Source organism: Acinetobacter sp. COS3 (assembly GCF_000475335.1).
In the GTDB taxonomy this organism is placed as follows: domain Bacteria; phylum Pseudomonadota; class Gammaproteobacteria; order Pseudomonadales; family Moraxellaceae; genus Acinetobacter; species Acinetobacter venetianus.
Genome location: NZ_AXCD01000067.1, coordinates 281,484 through 299,159, shown reverse-complemented (window position 1 = coordinate 299,159; position 17,676 = coordinate 281,484). Strand labels below are relative to the sequence as shown.

The 17,676-nt window shown below is 39.4% G+C and carries 15 protein-coding genes; 5 read left to right on the top strand and 10 right to left on the bottom strand.

Annotated elements, in window-relative coordinates; all coding sequences use genetic code 11:
* Positions 1-84: 84 nt before the first annotated feature.
* The 7 genes from lpdA to sdhC form a co-directional block, all read right to left on the bottom strand.
* The gene (lpdA, locus tag IO68_RS31905) at positions 85-1,518 is read right to left on the bottom strand and encodes a dihydrolipoyl dehydrogenase (protein WP_004652192.1); all 1,434 of its coding nucleotides are present in this window, start codon (positions 1,516-1,518) and stop codon (positions 85-87) included.
* Between the two features lie 60 nt (positions 1,519-1,578).
* On the bottom strand, positions 1,579-2,769 hold the full coding sequence (gene odhB, locus IO68_RS31900) for a 2-oxoglutarate dehydrogenase complex dihydrolipoyllysine-residue succinyltransferase (protein WP_023014211.1): 1,191 nt from the start codon (positions 2,767-2,769) through the stop codon (positions 1,579-1,581).
* Positions 2,769-5,609 carry a 2-oxoglutarate dehydrogenase E1 component gene (locus tag IO68_RS31895; RefSeq protein WP_031234940.1) on the bottom strand — a complete coding sequence of 947 codons (2,841 nt, stop codon included), beginning with the start codon at positions 5,607-5,609 and terminating at the stop codon, positions 2,769-2,771. Before IO68_RS31895 ends, odhB begins: the two co-directional genes overlap by 1 nt.
* A 696-nt stretch (positions 5,610-6,305) precedes the next feature.
* Complete coding sequence (locus IO68_RS31890; protein ID WP_004664446.1) at positions 6,306-7,016, bottom strand: succinate dehydrogenase iron-sulfur subunit; 711 nt, start codon at positions 7,014-7,016, stop codon at positions 6,306-6,308.
* 14 nt (positions 7,017-7,030) lie between these two features.
* Positions 7,031-8,926, bottom strand: a complete 1,896-nt coding sequence (sdhA, locus tag IO68_RS31885) for a succinate dehydrogenase flavoprotein subunit (protein WP_023014209.1) — start codon at positions 8,924-8,926, stop codon at positions 7,031-7,033.
* Between the two features lie 12 nt (positions 8,927-8,938).
* Positions 8,939-9,304 (bottom strand): succinate dehydrogenase, hydrophobic membrane anchor protein, encoded by a 366-nt coding sequence (sdhD, locus tag IO68_RS31880; RefSeq protein WP_004876948.1) that lies wholly within the window; start codon positions 9,302-9,304, stop codon positions 8,939-8,941.
* Positions 9,304-9,705, bottom strand: a complete 402-nt coding sequence (sdhC, locus tag IO68_RS31875; protein WP_023014208.1) for a succinate dehydrogenase, cytochrome b556 subunit — start codon at positions 9,703-9,705, stop codon at positions 9,304-9,306. The genes sdhD and sdhC overlap by 1 nt, the downstream gene beginning before the upstream one ends.
* A 902-nt stretch (positions 9,706-10,607) precedes the next feature.
* Between sdhC and gltA the strand changes: the two genes are divergently transcribed.
* On the top strand, positions 10,608-11,882 hold the full coding sequence (gltA, locus tag IO68_RS31870; RefSeq protein ID WP_004876951.1) for a citrate synthase: 1,275 nt from the start codon (positions 10,608-10,610) through the stop codon (positions 11,880-11,882).
* A gap of 72 nt (positions 11,883-11,954) precedes the next feature.
* On the opposite strand, the gene IO68_RS31865 is transcribed toward gltA, so the two are convergent.
* Complete coding sequence (locus IO68_RS31865) at positions 11,955-12,620, bottom strand: YARHG domain-containing protein (protein ID WP_023014207.1); 666 nt, start codon at positions 12,618-12,620, stop codon at positions 11,955-11,957.
* 69 nt (positions 12,621-12,689) lie between these two features.
* On the opposite strand from IO68_RS31865, the gene IO68_RS31860 reads away from it, so the two are divergent.
* Positions 12,690-13,346 (top strand): DUF2306 domain-containing protein, encoded by a 657-nt coding sequence (locus IO68_RS31860; RefSeq protein ID WP_031234939.1) that lies wholly within the window; start codon positions 12,690-12,692, stop codon positions 13,344-13,346.
* Here IO68_RS31860 and IO68_RS31855 read toward each other — a convergent pair.
* Positions 13,343-13,834 (bottom strand): DUF1289 domain-containing protein, encoded by a 492-nt coding sequence (locus IO68_RS31855; protein ID WP_031234938.1) that lies wholly within the window; start codon positions 13,832-13,834, stop codon positions 13,343-13,345. The two genes, IO68_RS31860 and IO68_RS31855, sit on opposite strands and share 4 nt — an antisense overlap.
* Before the next feature lie 110 nt (positions 13,835-13,944).
* Here IO68_RS31855 and IO68_RS31850 point away from each other — a divergent pair, with 110 nt between their 5' ends.
* Positions 13,945-14,877, top strand: a complete 933-nt coding sequence (locus IO68_RS31850) for a rhodanese-related sulfurtransferase (RefSeq protein ID WP_007484151.1) — start codon at positions 13,945-13,947, stop codon at positions 14,875-14,877.
* A 98-nt stretch (positions 14,878-14,975) separates the two neighbouring features.
* On the opposite strand, the gene IO68_RS31845 is transcribed toward IO68_RS31850, so the two are convergent.
* On the bottom strand, positions 14,976-16,100 hold the full coding sequence (locus IO68_RS31845) for a hypothetical protein (protein ID WP_023014204.1): 1,125 nt from the start codon (positions 16,098-16,100) through the stop codon (positions 14,976-14,978).
* 266 nt (positions 16,101-16,366) lie between these two features.
* Between IO68_RS31845 and IO68_RS31840 the strand changes: the two genes are divergently transcribed.
* On the top strand, positions 16,367-16,987 hold the full coding sequence (locus IO68_RS31840) for a DedA family protein (protein WP_023014203.1): 621 nt from the start codon (positions 16,367-16,369) through the stop codon (positions 16,985-16,987).
* A 55-nt stretch (positions 16,988-17,042) separates the two neighbouring features.
* A complete protein-coding gene (gene tmpT, locus IO68_RS31835) occupies positions 17,043-17,675 on the top strand; it encodes a thiopurine S-methyltransferase (RefSeq protein WP_004876957.1) in 633 nt (210 codons plus the stop codon).
* Position 17,676: the final 1 nt, after the last annotated feature.

Sequence of the window (17,676 nt, the reverse complement as noted above, 5' to 3'; positions counted from 1 at the left end):
AGACTGCTACATATTGAATAAATGATTGCCTAAATAAGACAATCATCTTCATTCAAAAAAGTGTGGCGAACCACACTTTATGTTTTATTTACGCTTACGTTGAATCGCGTGGATTGCACGACCATCTACAGAAAGCGCTGCTTCATGTACAACTTCTGAGAATGTTGGATGACCAAAAGTCATCAACTGTAAGTCTTCAACAGAAGAAACAAACTCAAGCGCGATCATACCTTGGTGTACGATATCAGATGCATTAGGACCCACAACGTGCATACCTAAAAGACGATCTGTTTTCGCATCAGCAACGAATTTAACAAAACCAGCAGTATCACCCGCAGCTAATGCACGACCATTCACCGCAAATGGGAATTGACCAGCTTTAACTTCGTGACCTTTTTCAGCTGCTTGTTCTTCAGTTAAACCAACCCAAGCTGCCTCTGGATGTGTATAGATAACGCTGATGATTGTGTCGTAGTTTACTTGAGCAGCATGACCGTGAATACGTTCAACTGCCATTACGCCCTCTTCCATTGCTTTGTGTGCAAGCATTGGACCGCGTACCAAGTCACCAATCGCATAAACACCTTCAACAGATGTTTGGCACTGATCATTTACATCAACTAAACCACGTTCAGTGAGTTTAATGCCAGAATCTTCTGCCAATAAACCTTCTGCATATGCTTTACGACCTACACATACGATTAACTTGTCAAAAACTTGTTCTTTGTCTTCGCCAGCTTGGTTATATTTAACTGTTACCTCACGACCATTCGTTTCAGCACCAGAAACTTTCGCACCGATACGAATATCTAAACCTTGTTTTTTCAAGATTTTTTGATATTCCTTTGCCAATGCTTTGTCTGCCATTGGTAAGAATGCATCTAATGCTTCAAACACAACAACTTCTGAACCAAGACGACGCCATACTGAACCAAGCTCTAGACCGATAACACCCGCACCAATCACACCAAGACGCTTAGGAACTTCTGGGAATTTTAATGCGCCAGTAGAGTCAACAATTAAGTCTTCATCAACAGGTGCTACTGGAATGTTTACAGGCACAGAACCCGTTGCAAGGATTACGTATTTAGGTTCTAAAACCTGTACATCACCTTCAAACGGTGTGAATTCTACTTTTTTACCTGCAAGTAATTTACCCGTACCTTGTAACCACTCGATACCATTACCTTTCAGCAATTGAGCAACACCACCAGTCAACTGATCTACAACTTTGTCTTTACGTGCCAACAAAGTGTCTAAATCAAATTTAACTTCACCAGTCGTGATACCGTGTTCAGCAAGTTCGTGCACAGTAGCTTCATAACGGTGAGAAGAGTCAAGCAATGCTTTAGAAGGGATACAACCAACGTTTAAACACGTACCACCTAAAGATGGTTTACCGTTGTGAATACGTTTTTCGATACAAGCAACTTTGAAACCAAGTTGTGCAGCACGGATTGCTGCTTCATAACCACCAGGTCCGCCGCCAATAACAACAAGATCAAATTGTTGAGACATTTTTATCTCCAAACTCCCATATAAAGGAGCTACTTTATACGGGAGCTAATATTTGTAGTATTAAAGGTCAAGAATGAGTTTAGCTGGTTCTTCTAACAATTCTTTAATTGTTACTAAGAAACCTACAGCTTCTTTACCATCAATTAAACGGTGGTCATAAGAAAGCGCTAAGTACATCATTGGCAAGATTTCAACTTGACCATTTACTGCCATAGGGCGCTCTTGGATTTTATGCATACCCAAGATTGCTGTTTGTGGTTGGTTCAAAATAGGCGTAGAAAGCAATGAACCGAAAGTACCACCGTTCGTGATTGTGAACGTACCGCCAGTCATATCTTCGATACCCAATTTACCGTCACGTGCTTTGAAAGCATAGTCACGGATACCGTTTTCAACTTCTGCATAGTTCATACGGTCAGTATCACGAAGTACAGGAACAACTAGACCACGATCAGAAGAAACTGCTACACCGATGTCATAGAAACCATGATAAACGATATCGTCGCCATCAATAGATGCATTTACAGCTGGGTAACGTTTTAACGCTTCAGTTGCAGCTTTAACAAAGAAAGACATAAAGCCTAAACGAGCACCATGACGTTTTTCGAAAGCATCTTTATATTGCTTACGCATTTCCATGATTGGCTTCATGTTAACTTCGTTGAACGTTGTTAACATTGCAGTTTGTTGTGTAGCCGCCAATAAACGCTCAGCAACACGCTTACGTAAACGTGTCATCGGAACACGTTTCTCAATACGCTCACCAACAGCAACGCTTAATGGTTGAACTGAAGCAGCTGGTTTATGGTTTGCAACATCTTCTTTAGTGATGCGACCACCGCGACCTGTACCTTGTACATCAGCAGCATTGATACCAGTTTCAGATAATGCTTTACGAACCGCAGGCGCTTGGTTTTGATCAACAGGTTGAGTTGATGCAGCAGCCGCAGGTGCAGACGCAGCAGGAGCCGCTTCTGCTGGTGCAGCAGCTTCAGGAGCAGCTGCAGCAACAGCACCAGCTTCGAATTGTGCAATTACTTCATCAGAAAGAACGGTATCGCCTTCATCTTTGATGATTGCTACTAAGCTACCATCAGCTGGAGCAACCACTTCTAAAACAACTTTATCGGTTTCAATGTCACAGATCACTTCATCACGTGATACAGGTTCACCTACTTTCTTGTGCCAAGTAGCGATCGTGCCGTCAGCAACTGACTCTGGGAATACCGGTGCTTTAATTTCGGTTGCCATTATTTAGAATCTCCTGATTGTTCAACTTCAATCGCGAGTGCGTCATTGATAAGCTGAGCTTGTTGTTTTGCATGCAAGTACGGTGAGCCACAAGCAGGTGCGGCAGATGCTTCACGACCAGCATAGCTAATACTAATTTGTTTACCAGATTTAAGAACGTCTTCGTACAAGCGAGGAACGATGAATAACCAAGCGCCTTGGTTCTTCGGCTCTTCTTGTGCCCAAACAAGTTCTTTAATGTTTGGATACTGAGCCATAACTTCAGCTAAGCGTTGTTGCGGATACGGATATAATTGCTCTACACGAACGATCGCAGTATTGCTTAAACCAAGCTCGCGACGTTTTTCGAGTAAATCGTAATAAACCTTACCACCACAAAGCACTAAGCGAGTTACGTCAGCTTTGTTGATTGGATCAATTTCATCGATCACAGTTTGGAAAGTACCGTTTGCTAACTCATCCAGAGTAGAAGTCGCAAGTTTATGACGTAATAATGATTTTGGTGACATTACGATCATTGGCTTACGAATTGGACGAACTGCTTGACGACGTAATGCATGGAAGATTTGCGCTGGAGTCGTTGGTGTCATCACTTGCATATTGTCTTCAGCACATAGCTGTAAGAAACGTTCTAAACGTGCAGATGAATGTTCTGGACCTTGACCTTCATAACCATGTGGTAACAACATTGTTAAACCACAAACACGCTCCCACTTGGTTTCACCCGAAGCGATGAATTGGTCAATTACAACTTGCGCACAGTTCGCGAAGTCACCAAATTGAGCTTCCCAAACAATTAAACTCTTCGGCAATGTTGTTGAGTAGCCATATTCAAATGCAAGAACAGCTTCTTCAGACAACAAAGAGTCATAAACAGCAATACGCGGTTGGTTTTCTTTAATATGGCAAAGCGGAATATAAACAGAACCATCGACTTGGTTATGTAATTTCGCATGACGATGTGAGAATGTACCACGACCAACGTCTTCACCTGTAATACGAACAAGGAAGCCATCATCTAACAAAGTTGCATACGCTAAAGTTTCAGCTGCACCCCAGTTCAATGGCATTTCACCAGTTTGCATTTTGATACGATCATCAATCACTTTTTGTACTTGACGTTGTAATACAAAACCTTCTGGTAATGTATTCATCGTTTTACCAAGTTCTTTTAAGCGATCAAGGTTGAATGTTGTATCCCAAACGTCAGTATATTCATGACCTAAGTACGGAGACCAATCAACAAACATTTTCTTGTTTGGTTCACGAACTAATGCATTTGCAACATGATTACCTGCTTCTAAGTCAGAGCGATAACCTTCAATCATTGCATCAGCACTTGCACGATCAAGTACTTTTTCTTGTACCAATTGATCAGCATATAAAGTACGTGTAGTCGCTTTCTTGTTGATGACTTGATACATCAATGGTTGAGTCGCAGATGGTTCATCAGCTTCGTTGTGGCCACGACGACGATAACAGAACAAGTCTAAGATGACATCTTTACGGAACTCATGACGGAAGTCATGTGCAATTTGAGTCGCAAAAATTACAGCTTCAGGATCATCACCATTCACATGGAAGATCGGAGCCTGAATCATTTTCGCTACATCAGTACAATACTCTGTAGAACGTGTATCGCGTGGATCAGACGTTGTGAAACCAACTTGGTTGTTAATCACAATATGAACCGTACCGCCCACCGTATAACCACGTGTTTGCGACATTTGGAACGTTTCTTGGTTTACGCCTTGACCAGCAAAAGCAGCATCACCATGAACAATTACAGGAAGAACGTCGTCACCACCAATGTCTTTACGACGAACTTGACGTGCACGAACAGAACCTTCTACAACTGGACCAACAATTTCTAAATGAGATGGGTTAAACGCCAATGCTAAGTGAACTTCGCCACCTGGAGTCATTACGTTTGAAGAGAAACCTTGGTGGTACTTAACGTCACCAGAACCTTTCTTATGTAGGCTCTTCCCTTCGAACTCACCGAAAAGGTCAGCTGGGTTTTTACCCATGATATTCACAAGAAGGTTGAGACGACCACGGTGTGGCATACCAATCACAACTTCTTTACAACCAACAGCACCAGCACGTTGAATGATTTCATTCATCATTGGAATGAAAGATTCTCCACCTTCCACACCAAAACGTTTCGCACCAACGAATTTGTTACCAAGATATTTTTCTAGGCCTTCCGCAGCTGTTAAACGCTCTAAGAAACCTTTTTTCTGATCATTGGTATAGCCAAATTTACCGCGAACACCTTCTAAACGCTGTTGAATCCAACGCTTTTCTTTGGTGTCAACGATGTGCATATATTCCGCACCGATAGAACCGCAGTAAGTTGCTTCCATTGCCTCAACCATTTCAGACAATGTTGCTTCTGCTTTACCAATTGCAAGGTTACCCGTATTGAATACGGTATCCAAATCAGATTTAGTCAAGTTATGAGCAGACAAATCTAAATCAGGAACGTCTTCACGTTTAGCGAGACCTAATGGATCTAATTTAGCTTTTTGATGACCACGATTACGATAAGCGGCGATTAATTGTAATACACCAATTTGGCGACGCTCATGTTCTGTACTAACAGTGCTTTGTACAACAGGTTGAACTCTGTTTGCATTACGACCCAATAAGAGGAATTGCTCACGCACACTACCGTGTGGTTGGTCACCCTTAGGGTATTTATCGAAATATTCTCGCCAATCCTCTGACACTAAGGTTGGTGATGCTAGGTACTGTTCGTAAAGCTCTTCAATATACGCTGCACTATCAGCGGAAAGTTCAGTGTCAAGACGCAATGCGTCAGCAACTTCTTGCATTTTTGGACCCATTTCCTATTGCAAAAAATAATATAGGTTGCCTTTTAAGCAGACCCATGATTCATAGTGCCAAATTGGTAACAAGACACTACTACCCAAGGTTATCCAACCCTAGGACATTATCACTACACATCAGGAGTATTCCCTTTGATGTAACAAATGAGCTATACACCCAGCAATTTAAGGCACATAACTCATCTTTTATACTCGACGACATCGAGCAATTTTTTGCAAATCATTTTAGAAAAATTAAATAAATTTTTAACTTTTCTAAATTGACTTTTACCAAATAATCTGCATAAATCAGTCACAGATATTCCCAATCTAAACGCAAGAATATACTGATTTTTTGCTTTCAGTTACTGGCACAAATGCTAACATGTAATCAAGCTTGGATTGATTTTTTTGACACATACCATCCATAAATCAGCGAAATACACACATCAAATTATATTCTAATATAACGCCCTTTTTATAAAAGTTGCACTCTTATCGACCAAAGTTAAAGATTCTCTACAAATCTCGCACAAATGCTAAGCACACCGATCAAAAAACAAACTCCATAAATTTTTTAATCAGTTTTAACAATCAACAGCAATGATTAAACCCATAATAAATCACAGCCAAACATTTCCAAATTCCCAAATAAAAAACGGGAGTTTCTTACGAAACTCCCGTTTCCAGAAACAAGCTGAATTAACCAGCTTGATCCAACAACATGTTACGAATGTGACCAATTGCCTTCGTTGGGTTCAACCCTTTTGGACATACTGATACACAGTTCATGATGCCTTTACAACGGAATAGAGAGAATGGATCATCTAAACGAGCCAAACGCTCTTGAGTCGCTGTATCACGAGAATCGATGATGAAACGATATGCATTCAACAATGCAGATGGACCTAAGAATTTATCAGGGTTCCACCAGAATGATGGGCATGAAGTTGAACAACATGCACAAAGAATACATTCATACAAACCATCTAAGTGTTCACGTTCTGCTTGAGACTGTAAACGCTCTTTCGCTGGTGCTGGTTGATTGTTAATCAAGAACGGTTGAATCTTGTCATATTGATCATAGAACTGATTCATGTCTACAACCAAATCCTTAACGACTGGTAAACCAGGTAAAGGACGGATCACAATCTTCTCTGGTAAATCGTTCAAGTTCCACAAGCACGCTAAACCATTTTTACCATTGATGTTCACACCATCCGAACCACAAATACCTTCACGGCAAGAGCGACGGAATGTTAATGATTCATCTTGCACTTTCAACGCAAGTAACGCGTCAAGCAACATACGATGCTTGTCTGTTAACTCAAGTTTGAAAGTTTGCATATACGGCGCTTTATCCTTATCAGGATCGTAGCGGTAGATTTCGAATGTACGAGTGCCTCTACTCATCTTTGTTCTCCCGATTAGAATGTACGTGGTTTAGGTTCAATTGCTTCAACCGTTAATGGACTGAAACGTACTGGTTTATATTCAAGACGGTTGTCTGATGAATACCATAATGTATGTTTCATCCACTCATCATCACGGCGACCGTAAGAATAAGTTGGGTGATCAGGTGCTAACTCATAGTCAACAACTGTATGCGCACCACGACATTCTTTACGAGCAGCAGCCGAAATCAGAGTCGCCTTCGCAACTTCATATAAGTTTTCAACTTCTAATGCTTCAACACGCGCTGTGTTAAATACTTTAGATTTGTCTTTCAAATGAATGTTACGAACACGCGATTCAATCGCAAGGATTTCTTTCACGCCTTTGTCAAGCAATGCTTGAGTACGGAATACACCAGCGTGATCCTGAACGATATCACGGATTGCATCAGCAACTTCTTGTGCGTTTTCACCCGTCGTTGAATCATCAAGCTTACGGATACGCGCTAACGTGTTAACCAATACATCAGTTGGAAGCGGTGCATAATCATCGCCATGATGCTTAGTTACATAGTCGATAATATGCTCACCAGCTGCTTTACCAAACACAACAAGGTCAAGCAATGAGTTTGTACCTAAACGGTTAGCACCATGTACAGATACACAAGAACACTCACCGATCGCGTAGAAACCTTTTACAGGTTTCACATAATCACGCGTACCTTTATAAGAATACTCTTTAGTATCTTTATCATAGTGAGCAGAGAATTCACCCTCTTCAACACCATGTGGTACAACAACTTGACCATGAATATTCGTCGGAATACCACCCATTTGATAATGGATTGTTGGTACTACTGGAATTGGTTCTTTAGTACAGTCAACGTTTGCGAACTTCTTACCAATCTCAAATACAGATGGAAGACGTTTCATAATCGTCTCGGCACCTAAGTGAGTCATATCAAGTAAGATGTAATCCGCTTTAGGACCACAACCACGACCTTCTTTAATCTCTTGGTCCATTGAACGTGATACGAAGTCACGTGGTGCCAAGTCTTTTAAAGTTGGAGCATAACGTTCCATGAATGGTTCGCCGTCTTTGTTACGAAGGATACCACCTTCACCACGACAACCTTCAGTCAACAATACACCTGCGCCCGCAACACCCGTTGGGTGGAACTGCCAGAATTCCATATCTTGTAATGGAATACCCGCACGAGCAGCCATACCAAGACCGTCACCAGTGTTGATATAAGCATTTGTTGATGCGCGATAAACACGACCAGCACCACCAGTAGCAAACAATGTCGCTTTCGCTTGGAATACGGCAATGTTACCAGTTTCTTGGTCAATTGCAGTCACACCAAGAACATCACCTGTTTCGTTACGGATTAAGTCTAGTGCAATCCACTCAACGTAGAACTGAGTACCCATTTTTACGTTGCTTTGATACAACGTATGGAGCAATGCGTGACCCGTACGGTCAGCAGCAGCACAGGCACGTGGAACAGCTTTTTCACCGTAGTTTGCAGAGTGACCACCGAACGGACGCTGATAGATCGTACCATCTTCGTTACGGTCAAAAGGCATACCTAAGTGTTCAAGCTCGTAAACAACTTTTGGCGCTTCACGTGTCATGAACTCGATTGCGTCCTGATCGCCTAACCAGTCAGAACCTTTAACCGTGTCATAAAAGTGATAGTGCCAGTTATCTTCTTGCATGTTTCCTAACGACGCACCAATACCACCTTGAGCGGCAACTGTATGCGAACGTGTTGGGAATACTTTGGTCAATACCGCAACTTTTAAACCAGCTTGAGCAAGTTGGTAAGCAGCGCGCATACCAGAACCACCACCACCAACAATAACAGCGTCGAAAGTGAGGTTTTGAATATTTGAATAATCTTCTTTAGGGTTAATTGCGCCCATGATCTCTTCCTATCAATTTGCCCAGAAAATCTGGATACCCCAGATTGCGTACACGATCACTGAAATAATGACAGCAGAAGTAAGTACAAGGCGTAAACCTGAAGCTGAAGGACCCATTTGACGAGTCGTTACATAATCAGTAAAGACTTGCCACATACCAATCCAAGCATGTGCAACGAGCGATAATACTGCTAATAAAGAAAAGATCTTCATTGGCAATGTCAGCATAAAGCCTGCCCATTGTTCGTAACCAAATCCACTGTTACAAAGGATCCAACCGAACATAACAACAGTGTATGCAGCTAACACTACAGCACTGACACGCTGGATATACCAATCGCGAGAACCTGAACCTGTTAAACCTGTAGCACTTTTCATCAGAACATAATCCATACGAATGCTGCGACAATACCAACCGCAGACAAGATCAATGAAATTGTAGCTGCGATACGACCGCTTTGTAATTCTTCAGCAAAACCGATGTCAGCAAGCAAGTGCTTGATCCCTGCGATAAAGTGGAAAATTAAACCTGCTACAAATACCCATACGATGAAACGTACAAGGATATTTCCGAAAACGACATTTTTAACGTAGTCAAATCCTTCTGGTGAAGATAAAGATTTATCCAAAATCCATAAAAGAACTGCGACTAATAAGAAAACGATTACACCTGATAGACGGTGTAGAATTGATGCAATAGCCACGGGTGAGCGTAAATTTACCGCTAACACCTGACCCATGGACAAATTGACAGGTCTGTTGCTTTTCACAGCGGGCATCCTGTAGGTAGAAACTCCAACTGGAGTTTGTTTGAATTAATTCAAAGGAAAGCTGGCATTGTTAGGCAAGCACAGCACATGCCTAACCTATATAACGACACCGAATTATAAAACGTGAAATATCAAAATACAAACAATCAGCTTTCGCTTTAGTCTAAAAAATCAATAAATAAGAATCATTCACAAAAACTTTCAAAATCAATATTATCAATTCAACCCACCAAAAAAAATATACCACTGTTTTTTATAGTAAAAATTATTTATCTATTTCCTCGATAAGCAATTAAGTAGCAAAAAAAATCTTTATAAAAAACCTAAAAAAGTCGACTGGCATAACCATATAAAGGTTAAATTTGAATGTTTAATGACATAGCCAAAAAGAATACCCCACATTTATATATTAAATATAAATACCTGATAAATTATTTAAAAAAGTTAAACTTCCAAAAAACCACCTGTTATTTTTTAACCAGTTGATCGCACCACAATGAGTCAAATAACAACCAAGACTTCTCTACTCTTGATTAAATTTTAATATTTAATTAAATCTAATCCGTGAGATATATAGGGTTTCAGGCTTTTTATATAAATTAATCAGTCATTGGCAAAAGATGCCGAGATAAAAAATTTACTTACAATTGTACTGGCGCTTCACTTTTTTTATGCACCTAAAACCTGATTTGACATATTATACTTGACCGGTGCTGTGATTTTACTCAATTTTTTCGTTGATACTGAATGACTCATTGACTTTAAGAACGTCATTTTTTATCCCTAAGTATAATTGACAAAATTCTAGTAGCCACTAATCTTATAGCAAATTTTGACACCGTCTGATTCGCACATGACAAGATTAGGATTTCGAGTCAGATAATCATTCACCAGGACAGGAGATCTATTGAATGTCTGCAGCAACTGGCAAAAAAGCCGTATTACAGCTTGATGGCAAAGAAATTGAATTACCAATTTACAGCGGCACATTGGGCCCAGATGTAATTGACGTTAAAGATGTATTGGCATCTGGTCACTTTACTTTCGATCCTGGTTTTATGGCGACAGCTGCTTGCGAATCTAAGATCACATTCATTGATGGTGACAAAGGTGTGTTATTGCACCGTGGCTATCCAATTGATCAATTAGCGACTCAAGCAGACTATTTAGAAACTTGCTACTTATTATTAAATGGCGAGCTTCCAAATGCTGAACAAAAAGCAGAATTTGACGCTAAAGTACGTAACCATACAATGGTTCACGATCAAGTAAGCCGTTTCTTTAATGGTTTCCGTCGTGATGCTCACCCAATGGCAATAATGGTTGGTGTTGTTGGTGCTTTATCTGCGTTTTATCACAACGGTTTAGATATCGAAGATATCAACCATCGTGAAATTACTGCAATTCGCCTAATTGCTAAAATTCCTACGCTTGCAGCGTGGAGCTACAAATATACAGTAGGTCAACCGTTCATTTACCCACGTAATGACTTAGGTTACGCAGAAAACTTCTTACACATGATGTTTGCTACACCTGCTGACCGTGATTACAAAGTAAATCCTATCCTTGCTAAAGCAATGGATCGTATCTTCACACTTCATGCTGACCATGAACAAAATGCATCGACTTCTACAGTTCGTCTTGCAGGTTCAACTGGCGCAAACCCTTACGCTTGTATCTCTTCAGGTATTTCAGCACTTTGGGGACCAGCGCATGGTGGTGCGAACGAAGCCGTTCTTAAAATGCTTGATGAAATTGGTAGCGTTGAAAACGTTGCTGAATTCATGGAAAAAGTGAAGCGTAAAGAAGTTAAACTCATGGGCTTCGGTCACCGTGTTTACAAAAACTTCGATCCACGCGCTAAAGTAATGAAGCAAACTTGTGACGAAGTTCTTGAAGCATTAGGTATCAATGATCCACAGCTTGCTCTTGCGATGGAACTTGAGAAAATTGCATTGAACGACCCGTACTTCGTAGAACGTAAACTCTATCCAAACGTTGACTTCTACTCAGGTATCATCTTAAAAGCGATTGGTATCCCAGTTGAGATGTTCACTGTTATCTTCGCGCTTGCACGTACTGTTGGTTGGATCAGCCACTGGTTAGAAATGCACGCGTCACCATACAAGATTGGTCGTCCACGCCAACTTTATACTGGTGAAACACAACGCGATATCAAACGTTAATTTTCTAAGTAAAGTTAATGTTAAAAAAGCTGCCATTTGGCAGCTTTTTTATTTCAACCATGTACGGAAATTTTAACGTCCCCAATCCATCTTTTGTGCATAGGGTTCGACCATCTTAATACGTTTTACATTTTCTCTTTCGATTTTAGATAGTCTTCCTTCTACATTGGTATAACACGGCATATACCAGTCATACATCGCGAATGTATTTGCCCATTCCTTCGTTTTAAATGCATAACCATGACGTGCATAAATCTCATTACGCATATATTCCAGCTCGCCTCGCGCAACCTGTAAATCACCATCTTTTAATAGTCGAGTGGATGTTTCAGGAAAATCTCCCTGTCCTTTTGCATACTTGCACTGTTGAGCATCCAAGTTAAAAAATTTCGGCTTTACAGATTTACTTGTAGGCAACCATTGCGCCTCGATAGGTGTAGCATTGTTCTTGAACTCTAAAATAAACTTTCCGATGTCCACACCTTGCCCAACTTCATTCAAAGTTAAGGTATAGTTCAAGTCAGTTTGCTGAATTTTGCCTTTAAAGTTTGTTTGCTTTCCGTTTAACAAACTATAGCCAGACACATCTGTGCCCTTTTGTTGAAAGAATAATGAAATTTTCTGTTCATCGTTATACAAACCCGTCCATGAAGGTGCAATTTGCATCGTTTGTGCTATAGAAAAAGTACTCGTTGCCAAACCAACAGTTAAGATCAATAATTGTTTAAAATTTTGCATGTATCTATTCTCGTTCAACTAAAATTATTTCGTTTTTTGAATACCATACCATAATAGTGATCACTTTTTATGTGGAAAAGCCTAAATCAATTTTTACAAATTTTGAGCCTTCTCATGTTCAGTTATCTATGCTGGCTCATGATTGAAATTTGCCTGAATTATTATCCTTGGTCTGATCACACCAATTTTTTGGTATTAAAACAAGATGTCATCAACACCCAACCTTGGCGGATTGGCTTTCAGATACATGTCATCACGAGTAGCTTTGTTTTATTAGCAGGTTTTACACAGTTTTCTCGAAACATTCGTCAAAATCTACCCCGTTTACATCGTTATGCAGGCTGGCTCTATATCATCGCCACACTTGGATTTGCCCTACCGAGTGGATTTATTCTTGCATTTTCAGCCAATGGTGGTCTTAGCACTCAAATCTGCTTTGTTGTTTTGGGATTACTTTGGGGGTGCAGTACCGCCTTAGCGCTATATTTCGCTATGCATAAACAATGGCTAAAACATAGTAACTGGATGATTCGAAGCTTTGCGCTTGCCCTTTCAGCATTGAGCTTAAGGACATGGAAACTCGCTTTGTATGAGTTACAACCGTATTTTGACTGGCTCACTCCACTGCATATTTACCAACTTGAAGCTTGGCTTGGATGGACAATTAATTTACTTATTGCTGAACTCATCATCTATCGATTAGCAAAAAAGACAAAATCCTATTAAATTTCATCTTCCTCTAAAGCACGCAATAAATTGGAACTAATTCCATCTGCCCGCAACCAAGCCAACTCATAACTCGCTTTAGCAAGTGCAAGAACACGGCGCTCAAACTCATCCCAAACAGGTTTCACTTGCTTATCGTGAATACCTAAACCGCTTTCATGCGCTAAGTGTTTATTCTTTTCACAAATTTTTAGAGCATGATACAACTTACGACCTTTACTGGCATTTTCCAAAATACGGATATGCTTACCATGAATAAAGCCTTCGACATGTTGAAGATTTGCATTTGGCAATAACGGGACTAAGATCTGATCCAATTGCGCATCTAAGCGCTTCCAAACCATTAAGCGTTGGTCAGGTGTGTAAGTATTCCATTGAATCACTTCATGATTGAAACGACGACATCCTCGACAAACTAGATCACCAAATACCGTTGAACAACGCCCTGCACATGGGGTTAATGATGGAATTCGACGATCACTACTCAAAACCAACTCCTTTAAAACCATATTCATTTTATGGTTTTCTCGCTTATTTCTAAATTTCACGCTAAAATACGCGCCTTATTTTTCCTATCTTAATACATTTGGAGTTATCCATGAACGCTACTGTAGAACAGCTTGCACCTGTAGAACAGCAAGCGACCAATAATTGGGTTGTTGCGGCACTATATCAATTTAAAGAAGTTTCAGATGCAGCGGATCTGCAACAACGTCTTTTGGACTTAGTGAATAACATCAATTTATGTGGAACTCTAATTGTTGCTTCAGAAGGAATTAACGGTACTGTTGCAGGTGATCGTGCAGCAATTGATCGCATTCATCAATTTCTTTTAAACGAAGGTTTTAACGCAATGGAATATAAAGAGTCAGAAAGCTCTGAAAAACCATTCCGTAAAATGAAAATCAAACTTAAAAAAGAAATCGTAACTTTAGGCGTAGAAGTTAAACCTCGTGATTTAGTTGGTCACTATCTAGATCCTAAAGAATGGAATGAGCTAATCAGCCGTGATGACGTCATTTTAATCGACACGCGTAATGATTACGAATACAAAGCAGGTACGTTCAAGGGTGCAATTGATCCTAAAACTGAAACTTTCCGCGAATTCCCAGAATATGTAAAACAAAACCTTGAACAGCATAAAGATAAGAAAATTGCGATGTTCTGTACTGGTGGTATCCGTTGTGAAAAATCAACTTCTCTTCTCCTCCAAGAAGGTTTTAATGAGGTGTATCACCTGAAGGGTGGTATTTTAAAATATCTTGAAGAAACACCAGCTGAAGAAAGCATGTGGGAAGGAGAATGCTTCGTATTTGATGGTCGTACTGCGGTCACACATGGTGTTGAAGAAGGCGAAAATATCAAATGTCACGCATGTGGCTGGCCTTTAACGCAAGAAGAAGCAGCTCTTCCAAGTTATGAACATGGTGTGTCTTGTGTTTTCTGTATCGACAAAACCACAGAGAAGCAAAAAGAAGGTTTCCGTATGCGCCAATCACAAATTGCTGCCGCAAAACGTAAACGCCTATAAGCACTAAAGCATAGTTAAGCCATAGTTTTTACTATGGCTTTTTTATAAGTAAAAAATTTAACGCTTATTCAGATCTGAATAAGACAATTCATTTCCCATCATGAATTTGGATTCATAATACATGTCAATTCTTGATTTCCAAGACTAGATTCATTATTTAAGTAACCCTCAAAAGTAGCAGTAAAAAGTTTATTATCACGAAATACTAATGTAGCCGTATTAAAACGGTTTTTACTTGGAGAAGCAGAAACGACTATCTGATTTTCATCATTTTGATAATATATTTGATCGAAACCTTGACTTGTAAACTGTGCAGTAATTGATTTACCCCCTGTCTGTAGAGTTAGATTTTCCCCATATTTATAAATTTCACAAGGTTTTGTCAAAATGCCTGACTCAGATATTCCAATGATGGAAACTAGCGATAAATTTTTGAAATCACTCATTACATCCTTATTACAGTTAATATATAGTTCAGTTGTATTTTCCACCCAAGTACATGCCTTATTATTGAATTTGTTCAATGAAAAATCTGTCACATTTGGGAGATCATCTACATTTGTTTCAGTATTTTGGTTTTTAAGTTTTTCAGGTAGTTGACTTAAATTACCATCCTTAATCAAAGTTAATAAGGCATTGTAGTCCTGAATACTATTGCTGCCTTGAATTGCATCTAACAAGGCTTGAATAGCTAAATGGAGAGGATTTACTGTTTGTATTTCTGCAGTAAAGAGATCCGTTTTACTATCAAGTGAATAGTCTTTTTTAATTAACTCATTCACCAAAGCAGTATTCGCTGATTTCAACTGATCAACTGTTATGCTACCTGATTGATACCATGTAGCGGGTAATTGCGTACTTGCATAAGCGATAGCCAAATCTGTAAACGGATTAATATTAACTCTTCCTGCTTGGCTAATATAACTGTGATAGCTATGTTCATTGGCTTTAACTTCTAAACGACATGGAAATTTACTACTATCTACTTGTCCCAGCCATACACCGTGTTCATCAACTACCACCTCTTCTTTAAAACCTACAGAATCTTTACAACTCGCTGTTACAGTCTTTCCATTTAAAGTTGATTCGGCAAATGCTGTACCTGTAATTGTACTGTATTCAATCTCAAATTGATCCGTTGGTTCAATTACAACACTTGAATCATTGCTATTATCTCCTCCGCATCCAGTTATCAAAATTGATATTAAAAACAAATTGAGCATACATTTTTTTTAGTATTTAATTTCATTGGCTTACCCTAATATTTGGTTTTTTATGTGATTTCACCATTGCGCAAAATCGCCAGTATTATACATACCTTTCTGTTTATACCAATCAAATACTTTTAGAAAGTAGGGTTTAATACTAAGTAAAATATATTCAGTTACTCTCTTCCTATTACATGCAACTTGCTTAACGAATCTTTTATTGCTAGTAGAACAAGCACGAATTATCCTGTCTTAATTCATAAGTAACATAAATAGGCACTATGGGTCTTGAAGAGTGGGTCTTATCCATCATGGAGAAGCTTGGGTATCTAGGTATCGCATTTTTAATGTTTCTGGATAACATTTTTCCACCAATTCCATCTGAAATTATTATGCCTTCCGCAGGCTACACAGCCTCAAAAGGCGAGCTTACCCTGATTGGTGTAATCATTGCTGGCAGCATCGGCTCAATCGCAGCGGCCATGTTGTTGTATTGGGTAGGTAGGAAAGTTCCTCAACCTCAATTATTTAAATTCATCGAGCGCTATGGGAAATATTTACGCATTCAAGTGACGGATCTAGAGAAAGCACTGAATTGGTTTAATAAACATGGTCATCGTATTGTTTTCTTTGGACGTATGATCCCTGCTGTTCGCTCATTAATTAGTATACCCGCTGGTATGAGCAGAATGCCTTTTGCAAAATTCATGATTTATAGTAGTGCAGGAACTGTTATTTGGACTAGCTTTCTCGCCTATCTCGGTTATCACTTTAGTGAAAATCAAGCACTCATGACTGCTATTATGCAACGTATGAGCTATTTCATTTTAACGATTGTCACTATCTATATCGCTTGGTGGTGCTTCAAAAGATTTTATCTTAATAAGTCTAAAAATAGCTAAAAATGAAGCAACAACGTATATTTCAAGTCATTCAGTAAAAAATTAAGGATAGATAATGAAACACGAATTTTGGCATGACAAATGGCAAAGCAATAATATTGGATTTCATTTATCTAGCCCCAATCCTCTATTAATCAAGCACATTCAATCATTAAATTTACAACCTCAAGCGCGTATATTCATTCCATTATGCGGAAAAAGCCTAGATATCCACTGGTTACTTCAGCAAGGATTTCATATCACAGGGATTGATCTTAGCCCAATTGCAATTGAAGAACTTATATCTGAACTCAAGCTTGAGTTCACAGTGTCTCAAGTTGGAGATTTAACCCATTACCTTCATCAAAGTATTGATCTATATGTTGGTGACTTTTTTGAACTGAATATTGATCATATCTCAAAAATTGATGCAACTTATGACCGAGCTGCGTTGGTTGCATTACCTGAACATATGCGTGAGACATATACCCAACATCTAGTACAACTGACTCAGAACGCCCCTCAACTCTTAATTAGCTTTGAATATGATCAAGACCTTTTAGCAGGCCCTCCTTTCTCAGTTCCAGAACAAGAACTCAGAAAATATTACGCAAGCCATTATCAAATCAAGCAATTAGCCTCAGAGTATGAAAAGCTCAAAGGAAAAGTGGATGCAAAAGAAAATGTTTGGTTATTAGAGAAAATTTAGA

Excerpts from the sequence above, each read along its gene's own strand:
- sdhA (WP_023014209.1), bottom strand. The coding sequence starts at position 8,926 with ATGGGCGCAATTAACCCTAAAGAAGATTATTCAAATATTCAAAACCTC.
- gltA (WP_004876951.1), top strand. The coding sequence starts at position 10,608 with ATGTCTGCAGCAACTGGCAAAAAAGCCGTATTACAGCTTGATGGCAAA.
- IO68_RS31840 (WP_023014203.1), top strand. The coding sequence starts at position 16,367 with ATGGGTCTTGAAGAGTGGGTCTTATCCATCATGGAGAAGCTTGGGTAT.
- IO68_RS31850 (WP_007484151.1), top strand. The coding sequence starts at position 13,945 with ATGAACGCTACTGTAGAACAGCTTGCACCTGTAGAACAGCAAGCGACC.
- IO68_RS31865 (WP_023014207.1), bottom strand. The coding sequence starts at position 12,620 with ATGCAAAATTTTAAACAATTATTGATCTTAACTGTTGGTTTGGCAACG.
- IO68_RS31895 (WP_031234940.1), bottom strand. The coding sequence starts at position 5,609 with ATGCAAGAAGTTGCTGACGCATTGCGTCTTGACACTGAACTTTCCGCT.
- sdhC (WP_023014208.1), bottom strand. The coding sequence starts at position 9,705 with ATGCCCGCTGTGAAAAGCAACAGACCTGTCAATTTGTCCATGGGTCAG.
- sdhD (WP_004876948.1), bottom strand. The coding sequence starts at position 9,304 with ATGAAAAGTGCTACAGGTTTAACAGGTTCAGGTTCTCGCGATTGGTAT.
- tmpT (WP_004876957.1), top strand. The coding sequence starts at position 17,043 with ATGAAACACGAATTTTGGCATGACAAATGGCAAAGCAATAATATTGGA.
- lpdA (WP_004652192.1), bottom strand. The coding sequence starts at position 1,518 with ATGTCTCAACAATTTGATCTTGTTGTTATTGGCGGCGGACCTGGTGGT.
- IO68_RS31890 (WP_004664446.1), bottom strand. The coding sequence starts at position 7,016 with ATGAGTAGAGGCACTCGTACATTCGAAATCTACCGCTACGATCCTGAT.
- IO68_RS31860 (WP_031234939.1), top strand. The coding sequence starts at position 12,690 with ATGTGGAAAAGCCTAAATCAATTTTTACAAATTTTGAGCCTTCTCATG.
- IO68_RS31845 (WP_023014204.1), bottom strand. The coding sequence starts at position 16,100 with ATGCTCAATTTGTTTTTAATATCAATTTTGATAACTGGATGCGGAGGA.
- odhB (WP_023014211.1), bottom strand. The coding sequence starts at position 2,769 with ATGGCAACCGAAATTAAAGCACCGGTATTCCCAGAGTCAGTTGCTGAC.